The organism is Microbacterium sp. MMO-10, from assembly GCF_037148715.1.
Lineage (GTDB): Bacteria > Actinomycetota > Actinomycetes > Actinomycetales > Microbacteriaceae > Microbacterium.
This window is the reverse complement of record NZ_JBBCSV010000001.1, coordinates 687,070-701,522: the sequence shown is the minus strand read 5'-3', so window position 1 is coordinate 701,522 and position 14,453 is coordinate 687,070. Positions and strand designations below refer to the sequence as shown.

Here is a 14,453-nt window from a genome sequence, read left to right as displayed (position 1 = left end):
CCGGCATAGACAGTGGGCGGGTAGGAGCTACCTCGAGGGCCGCCGGCGCGGCCGCCGCTGTTCAGGTGGGGCGTGCATCTGATCGGCACTCGGCTGTCCTCGCTTTATGTCGGCGGCCTTCGCGGTTCGGCGGTGACGCTCGGCAAGTCATCATGGACTTCGTGTACCGACGCCGAGTGTTCGAGGTTGCAAATGAGCTCGGCGTTGACGTGCGCACCGTGCTCGACGCGCTGCGGAGCCTGGGTGAGGCGGAAGTGCGCCCTGAGGCGCAGCTGAGTGAGTCGCTCGCTCGCAAGGTGCGAGTGCATTTGAATGGTGGCGGGGCTGTGCCGGAGCGGCGGCGGGGTGTGGAGCCAGCGCGCCGCCGGTCGAGGTTTGCTCAAGGCATTCGGGAGCAGCATGACGACGCAATCCGTCGCGTCATCCCCACCATCGCGGCGGGCTTGACCGTTGCCGCTCGGCTGCCCGAGGGTAACGAAGTCATCGTCGCATTCCACAACCGTGACGCCGTCGCGCGGTACGGGTTCTGCACCCTGTCGGGCGGGCCGCTGCCACCCACTGTGCTCAACGCTTCGGATGCACGGAGGCTGTTGGCGCCGTTGCGGGACGTTGACCGCGACTATGTCGCTCGCGGGTGGACGCCACCCAATCTCTACATCGCCTTCGACCTCGCCCATCAACACGTCTGGCTAGGAAGGTCGCTGAAGACGATCGGGCATCCTGGTGAACGATTGGCTGCGGACTCGCTCGTGCGGGTGCCACCCCCTAGCGCCGGTGAACCGCCCCGCATCAACCCTCGCGCACAGCTCTTCACCGCCAACAAAGTGCCGTCCGTCGTCGCGGCGGTCGGCGAGGGGTCGGATCGTCCCGAAGAAGCGTTCCTCCTTCACGAAGAGCTTCTGCGTCTGGCTGTCGACAGCCTCGTCGACGCGGACGTTCTCGATCCGCTGCCCGTGCATATCAACGCGATCTGGTTCTTCGCGCGCCCGATCGTGATGCAGCGGGCGGGCGACAGCGACCGCCATGTCCGCGCGGTCTGGTACCGGCAGGGCGGCTCGATGTGGCGCATACGCACATACGTTGCTGGCGTTGCGGGATCCGGCGCGGTCAATGTCAAACAGGTCGGGCCGCAGCTGTCCGGCCGCGTGCCATTCGTCCCGGTCTGGGATGACACCCGACCGGAACAGAAACTGCTTGCCGCGGTGTGGGCGTTAATGGCCCAGGGCGGCATAACTGAGTCGGAACGCGTCACAGGCGTCGTCGTGCCCAGCGGCGAGCCGCAGGGCGAGCTGACGATCGTGCGCGTGCAAGCGGGCAGCGATCACGTATCCGTCTATCGAGAGGGGAGCGACGGCGAGCCGCCCGATCGTGCGGCCTGGTCGGTTCGCGGCCACTGGCGGCGACAGCCCTACCCCTCACTCGGGCTCGACGACGACGGCCACGTGCGCACCCGACTGATCTGGATCGCGTCGTATGTGAAGGGTTCCCACGGAGCACCAGTCGAACCCAAGGTAATCGTGGTCAGTTCAAGGCCGGGAGAGGCCTGAGGGCCGACACGACCGGCAGTTGAAGGTTCTCGATACGAGATGCCAATTCCACGAGGTCTTTCGAGCGAGTTGCGAATTGCAGTGTCGTGGGGACGTAATCGCCGCCGCCGCCGCTGCCCGCCGCCCGCCGCCGCTGGCGCGCCAGCCAAGGGGCCGCGTGTAGATACGCTCGAAGTGGGCGTATTCTCCGACGAACGGGGCCGCGGTGCGGGAGTCTGGTCTAATCGGTGGATGGTCGCAGCTTCGTTGAAGCCGTTCCCAAAGTCCGTCCGGGTGATCGTGTCGCCGTGATCTCGCCGGCATTCGCCGCCCCAGCGATTTCGCCCGTTCTCCACGAGCAAGCGATGCGGCGTCTGAAGGAGGCGACCGGGTTCATCCCGGTCGAGTACCCCACGACGCGGCAACTCGGCGCGAGCGCGGAAGCCCGTGCGGCAGACGTGAACGCGGTGTTCGCGGATCGGAGCATTCGCGCGGTGCTGGCCGCCATCGGTGGTGATGACCAGATCACTGTCATTCCGCACTTCGATGCCGCCGTGATCGCGGCGAACCCGAAGCCGTTCCTCGGGTACAGCGATAACACGAACCTGCACAACCTTCTTTGGAACCTCGGCGTGCGGAGCTTCTACGGTGGATCCGGTCGACCTCGTCTACCCGTTCACGGGGAGGTGGCTCGTGCAGAACAGTCCGGCGAACCACGACCGACTCTGACCAGTCGCTCGCCTGTGCGCATCACGGAAGCATGACGTCCCCGGTTCGGTTCACCGAGCTCGCTGGGTGGACGCCGCAGCCCTACCGCTCCGTGTTCGTCTGGGTCGCGTTCGAGGAGCGCCTCGTCGCGACCGGCGAGAGGTACGGTCCCGACGATCACGCGGGAGTCTGGACGGCGGACGGGTTCCTGTCGCGGTGGTCCAGTCGGCTCGTCGATCAGGGATGGGAATGGATGGCTCCGCTCATCCGCCGACTCGCGGACGGCGAGGACCCGGAGCACGTGCGCACGGACGCGCTCCATGAGTACGCCGCTCGCCACGACGGCGCGGAACCGAACGTGACCATCTGGAACCTGGGCGTCGACCGACTCCGGTGAGGGCGAGTCAGCCGCGTTGCCGCCCCGCTCGTGGAGCCACGGCATGCGACGTTGGTGCCGTACTTTCCCCGGCGTCGGCGCCTTCCTCGAGGAGGTCGAGAGGCGTAGTTCCGTTTCTGAGCGGGCCAGCGGGAGGCGACGATGCCGCTACCGGCGTGTGGGATCCGGTGCTGCTGGCGATGAGGCTCATTGCGATGTGGGTGGCCGGGCGTAGTCAGGTCTCCATGTTCACGCGTGTCGCGCGCGGTGCCGACGTACTGCAGCGCGGTTGGCGCAGCGGACGCTGCAGTACCGCTGGCGGCCGTTGCGCGTGACGTCTACCACGACGTTGTGGCACGGGTCACCCGGGACTTTGCCGGCGTCGCATCGGTGAAGGCGGTGCATTCCCCGCGTTGTCAGGTGGAGTGCGGTGCCGACGCTGATGACGGCCTCCAGCACATGCGGCAGGGCTTGGTCTTGGTCTCGATAGTGGAGGTGCCAGCCTTCATCATGGTGGTCGGTTAGGCGCGGGTAGGCGGCCGCCTCTGCGAGGTGTTGGTTGAGGAGGTCGGCGCGTCGTTGCGGCAAAGGTTCATCAACGACTTCGAGCCATCGGTCGATTACCCTGCGGACACCGGTGTAGTCGTCCGCTTGCGGATTCGCGAACGGCGTCTGCATCCCATAAGACTCCGCACGGTCGACAATGCCCGCTCGATCTTCGGGCCAGTCGTTTGCCAGTGACGCGGCGAGCAGGACCGCGTACTCGCCGTAAGGGTTGAGATGCATAAGGGCATTACATCACACTGGAACGTGAATCGTTGGAAGGAACTGACTATGACGGTGCTGGGTACTGGACTCCCGTGGGCCGCGGTCGGCGGGATGGGGTTGGCGGCGTTGGTGATGGTGCTCACGCCTGGGCCGAACATGATCTATCTCGTGTCGCGCAGTATCGCTCAGGGGCGAATCGCAGGTCTGGTCTCGCTGGCGGGGACGGGCGTGGGATTCCTCACCTACATGACGATGGCGAACCTGGGGCTCAGTGTCGTGTTCGTTGTGGTTCCGTGGCTCTACATCGGTCTGAAGGCCGCAGGAGTGCTGTACCTCGCCTGGCTCGCGTTCAAGACGTTCCGCCCAGGAGGGACAGGACTGTTCGAACCCGGACCGCTCACCCGCGATACGCACGGGAAGCTCTTCCGGATGGGGCTGTTTACCAACCTGCTGAATCCGAAGGCGGCGGTGATGTACCTGGCGATCATCCCGCAGTTCATCGACACATCGCACGGCAACCCGATTGCGCAGGGGTTCACGCTCGGCACAGTCCAGATCACTGTCAGCGTGATCGTCAACGCAGCAATCGTGCTGGCCGCCGGGACGATCGCAGGATTCATCGGAACCCGCCCGTCCTGGCTCAAGTGGCAGCGCCGCATCACCGGCAGCCTTCTTGCCGCGGTCGCCGTCATGCTGGCCAGGGAAGTTCCCCAGGCTGCCCGCGCGTAGACAACCTGCAGGTGGTCGCGCGCGTGTGGCCAGCGCGCCAGCCATCGCAGCGCCGATGTAACCTGAAATGGACGAATCCGTTCAACCGATTCGTTGCGACATCGACTGATCGCTCTCGCGGCACACGTCGTGAGTGCCACGTGCGCACGAGCGCCGACGACGGCAACCCCGTACATCAGAAGCCGAGGGCGTGGACAGCTGAGCGTGTATGTCAACGGCCGCAGAATGGGAGCGAGATGAACCTGCGGGAAGAGCTTCTGCGTGTCTACGAGGACGCGCGGTCCAACCGGTCCTCCGAGGAGAACGAGACGACGGATCGTGCGGCTGCGGAGCTCTTCGACGCCGGTACGGCAGACCGCGCGAAGGCCGTCGGAGATGTGGCGCCGGTGTTTTCTCTCCCCAGCGCCACTGGCGAAACGGTGACCTTGAGTGATCTGCTTGAGGATGGCCCCGTGGTGCTGAGCTTTTACCGAGGCAGCTGGTGCCCGTATTGCAATCTCGAGCTGCGGGCGCTTCAAGCGAACATCATGGAGTTCAAGGCGCGCAACGCGCGGCTCGTTGCGATCTCGCCGCAGGTGCCTGACGAGTCATTGTCGACCGCTGAGAAACACAGCCTCACTTTGACGTTCTGAGCGACGTGGGGGCCACTGTCTCCCAAAGCTACGGCCTGTCCTTCGTCATTCCTACGGAGCTGGCTGCGCTCTACGAGCGACGAGGTCACGATCTCATCCGTCGAAACGGTGGCGATGGTCGAACGCTTGTGATCCCCGCGACCTATGTGATCAGGCAGAGCGGGTCTATATCGTGGTCGTTCGTGGACAGCGACCACACCAGACGTGCGGAACCGCGGGACATCATCGCAGCGCTCGATGCGATCCGCTGACTGCTGCAGAGGCGACGGACGGAGGAGTCACGCGCCTCTCGTGCGACCGTGCGCGCTGCGACGCAACTCCCGGCTGGTTGTGGACGGAGATCGGTCATGCAGCGCGGCGATCTCCGTTGGCCGCGCACCTCGGCTCGCGAGATCGCGATCAGAACGCGCTCCTCTTCGAAAAGAAGCCTCGAGGAGATGGGGAGAAGCGAAAGCGGGCCAGGGCTGTGGCACGACCTTCACCGCGCTATCCTTGCGCCGCACCGCGGTGCCATCGCGCCGGGGGTACGCGGCCGTCCGCATCGCGCCGACCTCGCGGGCGGCGGCCGCCAGCGGCTGCACTGAGCGAGCAACTCCGTGAACCGGTTCCACGTCAACGAGTTCGGCCTACGCCCGGGGCCCGGACGGGCAGATCGATCGTCGCGTGCCGGGGTGATTCCGGCGCTGACATCTGGCTCGACCGTTCCTGCCGACCGAGGGTGGTCAATGGCTTAAGACCGTTGCCGTGACGGTGGTGATGCCGACGATGACGACGAACCCGCGGAACAGGCCTGCGGGGAGTCGTCTTGCGAACCTGCCGCCGACCAATCCTCCCAGGATCGAGCCGAGAGCAACGAGGGCGACGATGGGCCACGAGATCAGTTCTGGTGAGACGAAGATGAAGACCGTGGCGGCGATGATGTTGACCGCGGCGACGCTGGCGTTCTTCACGGCGTTGAGTTCTTGCATCAGCAACGTCGTCGTGATCCCGAGCAGGGCGACGAGGAGGATCCCCTGCGCTGCACTGAAGTAGCCACCATAAACTCCGAGCAGGAACGCGCCGACCACGGAGGCGACTTTCGAACCTCGGCGAGGGAATGGCGTCGCGTCGACGTCGTCGGTTGCCGCCACGCGGCCGATGCGGTTCTTGATGGCGGGTCCGCTGAGTACCAGAAGCGTACCGATACCAATCAGCCAAGGGATGACGGCAGCGAAGATGTCGGCGGACAAGTGCAGGAGGAGGAGCGCGCCGGTGACGCCGCCGGCGCTGGATGAGGGAAGCAGTAGGCGAGTAACGCGGTAGTGTGCGCGCAGCTCGCGTCGGTAGACGAATACCCCCGACAGGCTGCCGGGCACGATGCCGACCGTGTTCGCCATCGTCGCCGTCAACGGCGGAAACCCCAGCAGAACGAGGATGGGGAAGGACGCCAGTGTCCCCGCGCCTACGACGACGTTCAGACCTCCTGCAAGGAAGCCTGCGCCGACGACCGCCGCTCCTCGCAGAAGCGGCGCGATTTCTATCAGCACGTTGGCCTCCTCCTCGCCCGGGTCACAAGATGTCCCGGAGGCCTTCAAGGCTTCCAAAAGTGCGCTGGACGCAGGTTGATAGAATCGGAAGGGATGTACGCGAAATCCGAAAGCTAGTTCGTGGCGCCCAACTTGCGGGATCTGGAGCTGTTCGTCGCGATCATCGACGCCGGCTCGATCACGGCGGGCGCCCGCGCCGTGGGGGTCTCGCTGTCGTCGGCCAGCAGCCGGATCGCTCTACTGGAACGGCAAGAGCGAGTCGAGCTGTTGTCGCGTCGACGAGGTGGGATCGTGCCGACCACGGCCGGCACGACCCTGGCGATACATGCCCGTGCCCTTCTCGAACGTGCTGATGAACTGCGGCAGGCGATGGACGGGCTGCGCGGGGACTCTGCCCACGAGATCCGGCTCGCCAGCAACACATCAGCCGTCGATACCTTGACCGAGTTCCTGGCCGCGACTCTCGCACGATTCCCTACGATGCGGATCGCGGTGGTCGAGACAAGCAGCGTCGAGGTCGCGTCTCGGGTCCGCGAGGGGGGTGCTGACCTCGGGATCGTTTCCCTCCCACCGACGGGCGACGGTTTGATCGCTCGTGAGTTATGGGCGGATCCCCTTGTCGTCGTTCGTGGCTCGGTGTTCCGCGGAGACGACGTGGCTCCTTCCTTCGAGGAGGTGATGCGGGGGCCGCTGATCGGGTTGCCAGCGGCAAACCCGCTTCAGACACTCATCGACGAGCAGGCGCGCATCCTCGGTGTGTCACCGGCGTACCGCGTGCGGTTGCCAACCCTCAACGCGGTGTACGCCGTCGCCAGCACTGGGGCTGGCGCGGCGATCGTCCCGTATGGGACCGTCAGCCGCTCTCCCACACTGCCTGCTGCCATACATCCGGTGGCAGAGGAATGGGCCGACCGCCGCGCACTCCTCATCACTCGGTCTACCTACGTTCCGTCCCCCGCGCAGCAGGAGTTCATCGACGCGCTTCTGCGCTACCGGGATGAAGTCGATGTCACCGAGCCGCTCGGAGTCGTCATCCTCGGCTCGCCCCCTGAGCAAGCCCGCCGCGGGTAGCGAACCCGATACGAGATCCACCCCGGTCGGTGATAGAGCTGTACGCCAAGCTCGGAAAGGACCTCGGCACCAGTTAGTGAGCGTTGCCGAGCGTAACGACTCGCTGGCGCAGCGCGGCAAGATTCCGGCTGGCCCAAGCAACCCAGACCGCACCGAGAGCGTCTGTTACTGGAATGCAAGGTCGGCTACCGATCGGCGATCCTCCCCTCACCCCCTCCGAACGGGAGCAGATGCTCAGCGCACCGATGTTGTTGACGACCACGAGTGCATGGAACAACGCGCGTAGGCAGTCTGCCGTGGCCCGTGCCAATTCCACTCATCGTGGCCGGATTCATATCCGGAGCCCGCGACGATGATCGTGAAGCAAATGGCCGACACCACGAGCGCCACAATGACGGGCACGAGCGCCCTGAACTATCGATAACAACTCGTGGGCGCAGCGAGGACCCCGGCGTTCACGTCCGGCGCTGTCAGAGCTCGATCACGTACTTGACTCCGCGTGAGCGGCCGCCGGCGCCAAGCCGTCGGGCACGCGCGCGACGTGGGCACTGGTCACGAGAACCTTCTCCGCCCAGGTGCCGCTGCCACCGGGCAGGGGCGCCTCGTGGACGAGGTCGAACACGGCGATGGGAATCGCGTAAGCGAGTGAGACGGCGTTGCACAGGTCGACGAGCGGGTGGATCGAGGGCAATTCCCCGTCGCTCTTGAATCAGCGTGGCAGCGCTTCCGACGCGCACCGGTACTGGGTGGGTTTGAGTCCCATCTGACTGAATGCGCGCCGCCAGGCGACGATCTCGGGGAACTCGCTCTCCGGTCGTTCGGAGAGGCGCATGGAGGCCCGCTCGCGGAATGGTGCCGCGGTCGCCGAGACGTCCGCCGTGTCGGTCACGCCATCGAGGGTGAGTGTCGCGACGGCGAGCTGAGGGAAATGAGCGCGCAGCGCCGAGTCATGAACTGAGCTGCATCAGCGGGTTTCGAGGGCGAGACGGCCGGCGAGCAGCCCATACGTGCCCGCGAAGGTGCGACGCAGCCACGCCATGACCTTCGGGCGCGTGATGACCTGGTTGCGCATCCCCGCGGCGAACACCCCATACAGCGCAAACACGACGAACGTCAACGCCATAAACACAAGGCTGAGCCAGATCATGTGCCACGTGCCTTTCGCCTCGCCCGCGGGAACGAACTGAGGGAGGAACGCGAAGAAAAAGATGGTCAGCTTCGGATTAAGCAGGTTGATGAGCACGGCGGTACGGATGACCCGCCAGAACGAAACCGGGGCGGGGTTCGCGTCGCCGTCGATCATCGTCTTGTCGCGGAATGTCTGCCAGGCGAGGTAAAGCAGATAGGCGACACCGAGCCACTTGATCGTCTGGAACGCGATCGCGGAGGCATTCAGGATCGCGGCCAGTCCGGTGATCGCGGCCACCATGTGAGGGATGACCCCGAGGGTGCAGCCGAACGCCGCAATAATGCCAGCCTTTGCGCCGCGGGAGAGCCCAGCGGCGATCGAGTAGACGGCGCCGGTGCCGGGGGTGGCGACCACCACGAGGGTGGTCAGCAGGAATGCAATGCTCATCGTCGTCCTTCGAGAGTCGTTGCTTCCGCACAGTACCGCGTCCGCGTAATCCCGAAATACACGAGCGATCAGCCGAAGACGAGCGAATCGCCCAGATGGACACCGTGTAGACATTCGTCCGCGAGATCGGGATGGCATGAAGTCGCGCCCCTCGGGTAGCGAGGTCATGGTCGTGTCGCGGTTACACGTCATCACGCTGGCGGACGATCGGCAGCCACAACTCCGTCGTCGCGGAACGGAAGTCTTCAGCGCGATCGAGGATCGCGACGATCGAGGGGCCTGGTCGCAGCAGCCACGGGTTCGACGGAAACCACTCGGATGCCGATGCCGCATACGTCTCCTGCAGAGCCGCGGGATATGGTCCAGATGCCCGGAACACAGCCCACGTGCCGGCAGGAACCTCGATCACGTCGAGTCCTTCCGGCGTGGTCGTCGCGGCGTCCCGGGCAACGCCGTGCAGATAGGTCAGTGTGCTTCCCTCGGTGTAGTCGGAATCGACATCTGCGCTTATCTGAAGCAGTCCGTGAGGATCCGTGTTGCCGAGCGCCGTCAGTCGCGCGTGCTCGTGCGCCGGCAGAGAAGCGACGTGCGCTTGGATGTGAGGATTCGCGCTCCGGTGGATGAGCGGAACGCGTGCAGCATGGCCGACGAGCCGGAACGCGGGTCGATCCACGATACGCGTGTCCATCGACGTGGCGCCGTGGACAGTCAGTCGCAGCGTGAGTTGCGGCTGTGACCGAAGCGGGCCGCCGTTCGTCCGCACCTCGATAGGCGCCGCACCGTGGACCGCCCGGAACGCACGTCCGAATGCCTCGGCCGAGCCATAACCAAATCGAACCGCAACCTGGAGAAGCGGATCGCCCGCGATGACGTCGGCCGCGGCGACCGTCATCCGCCGACGCCGCACATACTCGGACAACGGCATGCCGACAAGCGATGCGAACATCCGCCGCAAGTGGTACTCCGTGGTGCCGAAGGAAGCAGCCAGCGCACCGATGTCGAGGTCGTCGGACAGATCCGCTTCGACGACCTCGATGAGCCTGTTGAGCTCACTGATCACACAAGCCTCCCTTCATTCCAATTCTGCTTGCCGGGGTGCAGTGGTTTGTCCGAACGTGCGACTCCGATCCGAGCGGGCCGGCTCGTGACGGCCGGCGACGTCCGACGACACGCAACACCACACACCATCAGGCGTCCCGGGCGCCTTCACCCGACTTGATCGGTCTCCAATTGTCGGGCGCTGGACCCGGCGTGACGAACACCCTGGAAATCGTCTCGCACCACGAGAGTCCAAGCTGAAGGGAAGCATGTTAGACGCCCGTATCGTCGAGCGGACGGCCTTCCGCCTGATCGGTTACGCCGCGTGCGTCCCGGTCGTGTCGGAATTCCGGAATCCTCATGTCGAGGCACACATCACGGCGCTGTCTGCGGAGAACGTGGAGCGGCTCCGAGCACTGGGCTGCTCGGAGCCCTCGGGTCTGCTTCAGGTGAGTACGGAGGTCGACGCCGACTACGCAGTGAACAGTCGGTTCACGTTCATGGTCGGTGTCGCCCTCGATGCGGCTCCGCCCGCACCTGAGCGCCTCGATGTGATCGAGGTTCCTGCCGGCAAATGGGCGGTGTTCCGCACGGGCGCTCCTTTTGCGTCGGCCTGGATGGACATTGTCAGCGAGTGGTTTCCGTCACACCCGTGGCGCCTGCGTCCGGGGCCGTCGATCGTCACTGAGCGCCGACCAGGCGAGCAGCGCGCCGCAACCGCCGAGGTCTGGATTCCCGTTGAACGCGCGTAAGCCAACTCTGCGCGTCTCCCGGCCGAACGCAAGATTCCAACAGTGGGAAGCTCTGCTCCACAACCGCAACAAGCGCCAGCGGGCCGGCGAGTTCATCGTGCAGGGTGTGCGCCCCATCAGCCTCGCACTCGAGCGGGGCTGGCCGATCCGCGCAGTCCTCTATGACGCGGATCGGCCGCTGTCGCGGTGGGGTGCACAGGTTATCGAAGGATCAGGAGGCGAGCGGGTAGCCGTCGCGGCTCAGCTGCTGCATCAGTTGAGCGACCAAGACGACGGCTCCCCCGAGCTGATCGCCGTAGCCGCCGTGCCGGACGATCAGCTGTCTCGCATACCTATGGGGCCGTCGTTCCTCGGGATGGCATTCGACCGCCCCTCCCTGCCCGGCAACATCGGCACGATCATCCGTTCATTGGATGCCTTCGGCGGGTCGGGCCTGATCGTCACCGGACACGGCGCAGATCCGTACGACCCCAGAGCCGTCCGCGCCTCCACTGGGTCGCTGTTCGCGGTGCCGGTGATCCGACAACCATCTCATCAACCACTGGTGACCTGGGTACGGGAGCAACGCGCTGCGGGCATCCCCCTCACGATCGTCGGAACCGACGAGAACGGGTCCGACGACATCGCCGACGTGGATCTGACAGGCCCCGTCCTGCTCGCGATCGGCAATGAGAACGCCGGACTCAGCGCGGGATGGCGCGATGCGTGCGATGTCGTCGCACGCATCCCCATCGGCGGCGCCGCCAGCTCGCTGAACGCTGCCAACGCGGCATCGATCGCTCTCTACGAGGCCGCGCGCCAGCGCGGACGGGCATAGGCACGCGAATGGCCTACCGCTACGCCGTCACGCGAGAGAGTTACGCCGACCTCTCCGGCGGCGTGCTCCACTCTGCCCCCGGGTTCCCCGCCTTCCCCGCACGCCTCGCCAGCGAGATGTTCCAGCGAGCATTGGCGCTCACCCCGAACCCCACCGCCCAGGTATGGGATCCATGCTGCGGCAGCGGCCACCTCCTCACCACTCTCACACTCCTGCATAGAGACAGAATCACCAGCGTCCTCGGCTCCGACGTCGATCACGCGGCGCTGGAACTCGCCCGGAAGAACCTCGCCCTTCTGAGCAAGCACGGCATGACCGCCCGCGCGAATGAACTGCAGGCCCGCGCCGAGCGCCTGAGCAAACCCGCCTACCTCGATGCCGCCGCCGCTGCACAGCGACTCGCTCGCCGGCTCGCGTCAGGCGACGGCTCATTCGACTACAACATCGCACCAGCCGACGTCTTCGACCCCGCACAACTCCGGCGCGCGTTGAACGGGCGACGCCCCAATGTCGTGGTCACCGATATCCCCTACGGCGAGCAGACAGCGTGGCACGGACCGGATGCTGCACGAGGCCTCGACGGCATGCTGAATTCGCTGGAAGAGGTACTCGACGAGGGAACCGTGATCGCAGTGACGACCCGCGCCCGCAAGGTGCGCCTAACCGGCCCCCGGCGACCTCTCGCATGGTTCCGAATCGGAAGCCGAGCAGTCATCCTCTGCCGCATCGCCAGCCGACTCCAGCATCGAGTTTGAATCTTCCGTGTAGCTCGTCAGCATTGTTCCTTCGGGCAGAAAATTCGTGGGGCTGCATAGAGCCCGGTTACAGCGTTGAGCACTGTCTTGGTTCCGACCGTACTGGCCGGCGACGTTGTTGGAAGCTAGCAGCGATTATCGCCCAAGCACCATCGGACCACGGATCAGATCGGCTACGCAGCGAAGTGTTCTTCGTAAAGGATCCCCTCACGGCCGAAGCGGCGTTTGCAGATCTTCCCGAAATGCGCGAGGGCGTCGACGCGATGGCAATCGGGCCGGGTGTCCTGTACTTCTCGCGGGTAGCCGCGCAAGCGACCAAGACCCGCGTTCAGCGCGTACTCGCTATGCCGATGTTTCAACAGATGACAGTCCGAACCTGGCGCGTAACTACACGGCTGCTCGAACTGCTCGACAACGGTTAGCCTCCGCACGCATCCCGAAATTGATCGTTTCCGGATTCGACGTGATCGCTCGGCCCCTGAAACTTGAAACGCGATCGAGTCAGGGAGAAACGCGCTAATGTCCGTTCTCTTTTGAGTCGGAATCTCGTGCCGCTGATTCACCGCGATCGAGGTTCCTCAGCTCCGCAAGGTCGTCGTGAGTGAGGTTGAAATCGAAGATCTGCGCGTTCTCCCGCAGCTGTCTGGGGTCGTCCGCGCGCGGAATCGGGACGATGTTGTGCTGCACATGCCACCGCAACAACACCTGCGCGGGGGTGCGACCGACCCGGTCTGCGATGTCTACCACGACGGGATGTGTGAGCAAGGGGCCGCCGCGCCCGAGCGGACTCCAGGCCTCGGTCACGATGCCCCACCGCTTGTGCAGATCACGGATATCGTCGCGCGCCAGGTCGGCACTCAGTTGGATCTGGTTGACGTCGGGCACGCGTCCGGTAGCGGCGACGATCCGTTCCAGATGTGGTCGTTTGAAGTTTGAGACGCCGATCGCCCCGACCCGCCCCTGCTCGACGAGTCTTACAAGACCCCGCCAGGCCGCAACGTAGGTGTCGAGCCAAGGCACTGGCCAGTGAATGAGGAATAGATCGAGGTAGTCGAGCCCGGTCCGTCTGAGGCTCTCGTCATAGGCGCGCTGGACACCATCTACGCTGTGATTCTCCTTGTTGAACTTGCTGGTGACGAAGATCTCCTCGCGAGCGATCCCGCTCTCTCGGATCGCCGCGCCAACCGGGGCCTCGTTGAGGTACTTGTGAGACGTGTCGATCAGTCGATAGCCGATGTCGAGCGCCAGCGCGACCATCTCGTGCACCGCGTCGCCCTTGAGCGGCCACGTGCCGAGACCCAGACGCGGAATCGAGTGTCCGTGGAGGAGCGGGATCGGGGCGGGGTTCACTGGAGCACCCCCGTGATTAGCCCAACGCCTCGCTCAACCGCATCGAGGCGTCCTTGAGTGCTCGCCCGAAGGTCGCGACTTTCGAGACCGGAAGACGATGGACTGGGGCAGCGAGGTTGATGGCGAGATTGATGCCTGCTGAGTTCGCGACCGAGACTGCGACCGATGCCACACCGTCCTCGCTCTCCTCGCGGTTCGTCGAGTAGCCCTGGCGCCGAACGGTTTCGAGTTCCTTCTCGAGGTCCGCAAGGGACTGAACGGTATGCGAGGTCACCGCGGGGAGTGAGTCCGTTGGAAACAAGCGCCCGAGCTGTTCTGTCGGCAGGCTGGCAAGCATCGCCTTGCCGGTCGAGGTCGCGTACGCCGGGATCTCCCGTCCGAGGCGTGAGGCGACGCGGACTGCCGCCGCCGGCTCGGACGCCGCGATGAAGCGGACGTTCGCGCCTTCGAGGGTGCCGAGATGGCTCGTCTCGCCCATCGAGGAACTGAGATCCTCGAGGATCGGCTGCGCCAGGCGCGGAAGATCCATGCGCCGGAAAATTGAGAAGGCCACGCTCGTGAGTGTCGGACCCGGACCGTAGGTCTTCGTGCGCGGATCCTGACGGGCGAATCCGCGCCAGATGAGCATTGCGAGGATGCGGTGCGCCGTCGAAGACGCCACCCCGAGTTCGGCGCTGACGTCGGTCAGCCTTACCTCCGTACGCTCGCCAAGAAGGATGAGCAACCGCAGTGCGTTGTCCACTGACTCGATCGGGTATTGGGGCGCTACACCGTCGCCGGGCGATTTCTGCACAACAGAAATCGTATCGCCTTGTGGTCACGGGGACCA

At 65.1% G+C, this 14,453-nt stretch carries 16 protein-coding genes; 9 read left to right on the top strand and 7 right to left on the bottom strand.

The genetic code is table 11. The annotated features are described in order from the left end of the window. The first annotated feature begins 152 nt into the window (after nt 1-152). From WFJ17_RS03355 to WFJ17_RS03345, 3 genes are all read left to right on the top strand, one after another. Nucleotides 153-1,547 carry a hypothetical protein gene (locus WFJ17_RS03355; RefSeq protein WP_138174580.1) on the top strand — a complete coding sequence of 465 codons (1,395 nt, stop codon included), beginning with the start codon at nt 153-155 and terminating at the stop codon, nt 1,545-1,547. Nucleotides 1,548-1,774: 227 nt separating this feature from the next. Continuing rightward, nucleotides 1,775-2,290, top strand: coding sequence for an LD-carboxypeptidase (locus WFJ17_RS03350; protein WP_138174578.1), 516 nt, complete (start codon nt 1,775-1,777; stop codon nt 2,288-2,290). After that, nucleotides 2,287-2,631 carry a hypothetical protein gene (locus tag WFJ17_RS03345; protein ID WP_138174576.1) on the top strand — a complete coding sequence of 115 codons (345 nt, stop codon included), beginning with the start codon at nt 2,287-2,289 and terminating at the stop codon, nt 2,629-2,631. The genes WFJ17_RS03350 and WFJ17_RS03345 overlap by 4 nt, the downstream gene beginning before the upstream one ends. A 228-nt stretch (nt 2,632-2,859) precedes the next feature. Here the strand turns inward: WFJ17_RS03345 and WFJ17_RS03340 are convergent, their stop codons facing one another. Continuing rightward, the gene (locus tag WFJ17_RS03340) at nt 2,860-3,396 is read right to left on the bottom strand and encodes a CGNR zinc finger domain-containing protein (RefSeq protein ID WP_138174574.1); all 537 of its coding nucleotides are present in this window, start codon (nt 3,394-3,396) and stop codon (nt 2,860-2,862) included. A 48-nt stretch (nt 3,397-3,444) separates the two neighbouring features. Between WFJ17_RS03340 and WFJ17_RS03335 the strand changes: the two genes are divergently transcribed. Beyond that, nucleotides 3,445-4,107: a LysE family translocator gene (locus tag WFJ17_RS03335; protein ID WP_228480872.1), complete on the top strand. Its 663-nt coding sequence runs from the start codon at nt 3,445-3,447 to the stop codon at nt 4,105-4,107. Between the two features lie 236 nt (nt 4,108-4,343). Beyond that, nucleotides 4,344-4,739 (top strand): peroxiredoxin-like family protein, encoded by a 396-nt coding sequence (locus WFJ17_RS03330; RefSeq protein ID WP_212743497.1) that lies wholly within the window; start codon nt 4,344-4,346, stop codon nt 4,737-4,739. Between the two features lie 722 nt (nt 4,740-5,461). Here the strand turns inward: WFJ17_RS03330 and WFJ17_RS03325 are convergent. After that, nucleotides 5,462-6,265: a sulfite exporter TauE/SafE family protein gene (locus WFJ17_RS03325; RefSeq protein WP_138174624.1), complete on the bottom strand. Its 804-nt coding sequence runs from the start codon at nt 6,263-6,265 to the stop codon at nt 5,462-5,464. A 120-nt stretch (nt 6,266-6,385) separates the two neighbouring features. Between WFJ17_RS03325 and WFJ17_RS03320 the strand changes: the two genes are divergently transcribed. After that, complete coding sequence (locus WFJ17_RS03320) at nt 6,386-7,336, top strand: LysR family transcriptional regulator (protein ID WP_138174572.1); 951 nt, start codon at nt 6,386-6,388, stop codon at nt 7,334-7,336. A gap of 709 nt (nt 7,337-8,045) precedes the next feature. Here WFJ17_RS03320 and WFJ17_RS03315 read toward each other — a convergent pair. The 3 genes from WFJ17_RS03315 to WFJ17_RS03305 all read right to left on the bottom strand — a co-directional run bounded on the left by WFJ17_RS03315 (nt 8,046) and on the right by WFJ17_RS03305 (nt 9,972). Further along, entirely contained in the window at nt 8,046-8,225 is a 180-nt protein-coding gene (locus WFJ17_RS03315) for a hypothetical protein (protein ID WP_212743495.1), read from the bottom strand. Between the two features lie 75 nt (nt 8,226-8,300). After that, a complete protein-coding gene (locus tag WFJ17_RS03310; RefSeq protein WP_138174570.1) occupies nt 8,301-8,912 on the bottom strand; it encodes a LysE family translocator in 612 nt (203 codons plus the stop codon). 181 nt (nt 8,913-9,093) lie between these two features. Next, complete coding sequence (locus WFJ17_RS03305) at nt 9,094-9,972, bottom strand: AraC family transcriptional regulator (RefSeq protein ID WP_138174568.1); 879 nt, start codon at nt 9,970-9,972, stop codon at nt 9,094-9,096. Between the two features lie 247 nt (nt 9,973-10,219). Here WFJ17_RS03305 and WFJ17_RS03300 point away from each other — a divergent pair, with 247 nt between their 5' ends. Genes WFJ17_RS03300 through WFJ17_RS03290 form a run of 3 tightly spaced genes read left to right on the top strand, consistent with a single transcriptional unit; the run spans nt 10,220 to nt 12,274 of the window. Further along, nucleotides 10,220-10,702, top strand: a complete 483-nt coding sequence (locus tag WFJ17_RS03300; protein ID WP_138174566.1) for a GyrI-like domain-containing protein — start codon at nt 10,220-10,222, stop codon at nt 10,700-10,702. Continuing rightward, a complete protein-coding gene (locus WFJ17_RS03295; RefSeq protein ID WP_212743493.1) occupies nt 10,689-11,519 on the top strand; it encodes a TrmH family RNA methyltransferase in 831 nt (276 codons plus the stop codon). The genes WFJ17_RS03300 and WFJ17_RS03295 overlap by 14 nt, the downstream gene beginning before the upstream one ends. A gap of 8 nt (nt 11,520-11,527) precedes the next feature. Then, nucleotides 11,528-12,274: an rRNA methyltransferase gene (locus tag WFJ17_RS03290; RefSeq protein ID WP_175987716.1), complete on the top strand. Its 747-nt coding sequence runs from the start codon at nt 11,528-11,530 to the stop codon at nt 12,272-12,274. Nucleotides 12,275-12,790: 516 nt separating this feature from the next. Here WFJ17_RS03290 and WFJ17_RS03285 read toward each other — a convergent pair. Together WFJ17_RS03285 and WFJ17_RS03280 are read right to left on the bottom strand one after the other, a co-directional pair. Then, nucleotides 12,791-13,624 carry an aldo/keto reductase gene (locus WFJ17_RS03285; protein ID WP_138173439.1) on the bottom strand — a complete coding sequence of 278 codons (834 nt, stop codon included), beginning with the start codon at nt 13,622-13,624 and terminating at the stop codon, nt 12,791-12,793. 16 nt (nt 13,625-13,640) lie between these two features. Next, a complete protein-coding gene (locus WFJ17_RS03280; RefSeq protein ID WP_252370903.1) occupies nt 13,641-14,417 on the bottom strand; it encodes an IclR family transcriptional regulator in 777 nt (258 codons plus the stop codon). Nucleotides 14,418-14,453: the final 36 nt, after the last annotated feature.

Bases quoted from the DNA above. Each gene is read 5' to 3' on its own strand.
- WFJ17_RS03355 (WP_138174580.1), top strand. From the start codon at position 153: ATGGACTTCGTGTACCGACGCCGAGTGTTCGAGGTTGCAAATGAGCTC.
- WFJ17_RS03345 (WP_138174576.1), top strand. From the start codon at position 2,287: ATGACGTCCCCGGTTCGGTTCACCGAGCTCGCTGGGTGGACGCCGCAG.
- WFJ17_RS03340 (WP_138174574.1), bottom strand. From the start codon at position 3,396: ATGCATCTCAACCCTTACGGCGAGTACGCGGTCCTGCTCGCCGCGTCA.
- WFJ17_RS03335 (WP_228480872.1), top strand. From the start codon at position 3,445: ATGACGGTGCTGGGTACTGGACTCCCGTGGGCCGCGGTCGGCGGGATG.
- WFJ17_RS03330 (WP_212743497.1), top strand. From the start codon at position 4,344: ATGAACCTGCGGGAAGAGCTTCTGCGTGTCTACGAGGACGCGCGGTCC.
- WFJ17_RS03310 (WP_138174570.1), bottom strand. From the start codon at position 8,912: ATGAGCATTGCATTCCTGCTGACCACCCTCGTGGTGGTCGCCACCCCC.
- WFJ17_RS03300 (WP_138174566.1), top strand. From the start codon at position 10,220: ATGTTAGACGCCCGTATCGTCGAGCGGACGGCCTTCCGCCTGATCGGT.
- WFJ17_RS03290 (WP_175987716.1), top strand. From the start codon at position 11,528: ATGGCCTACCGCTACGCCGTCACGCGAGAGAGTTACGCCGACCTCTCC.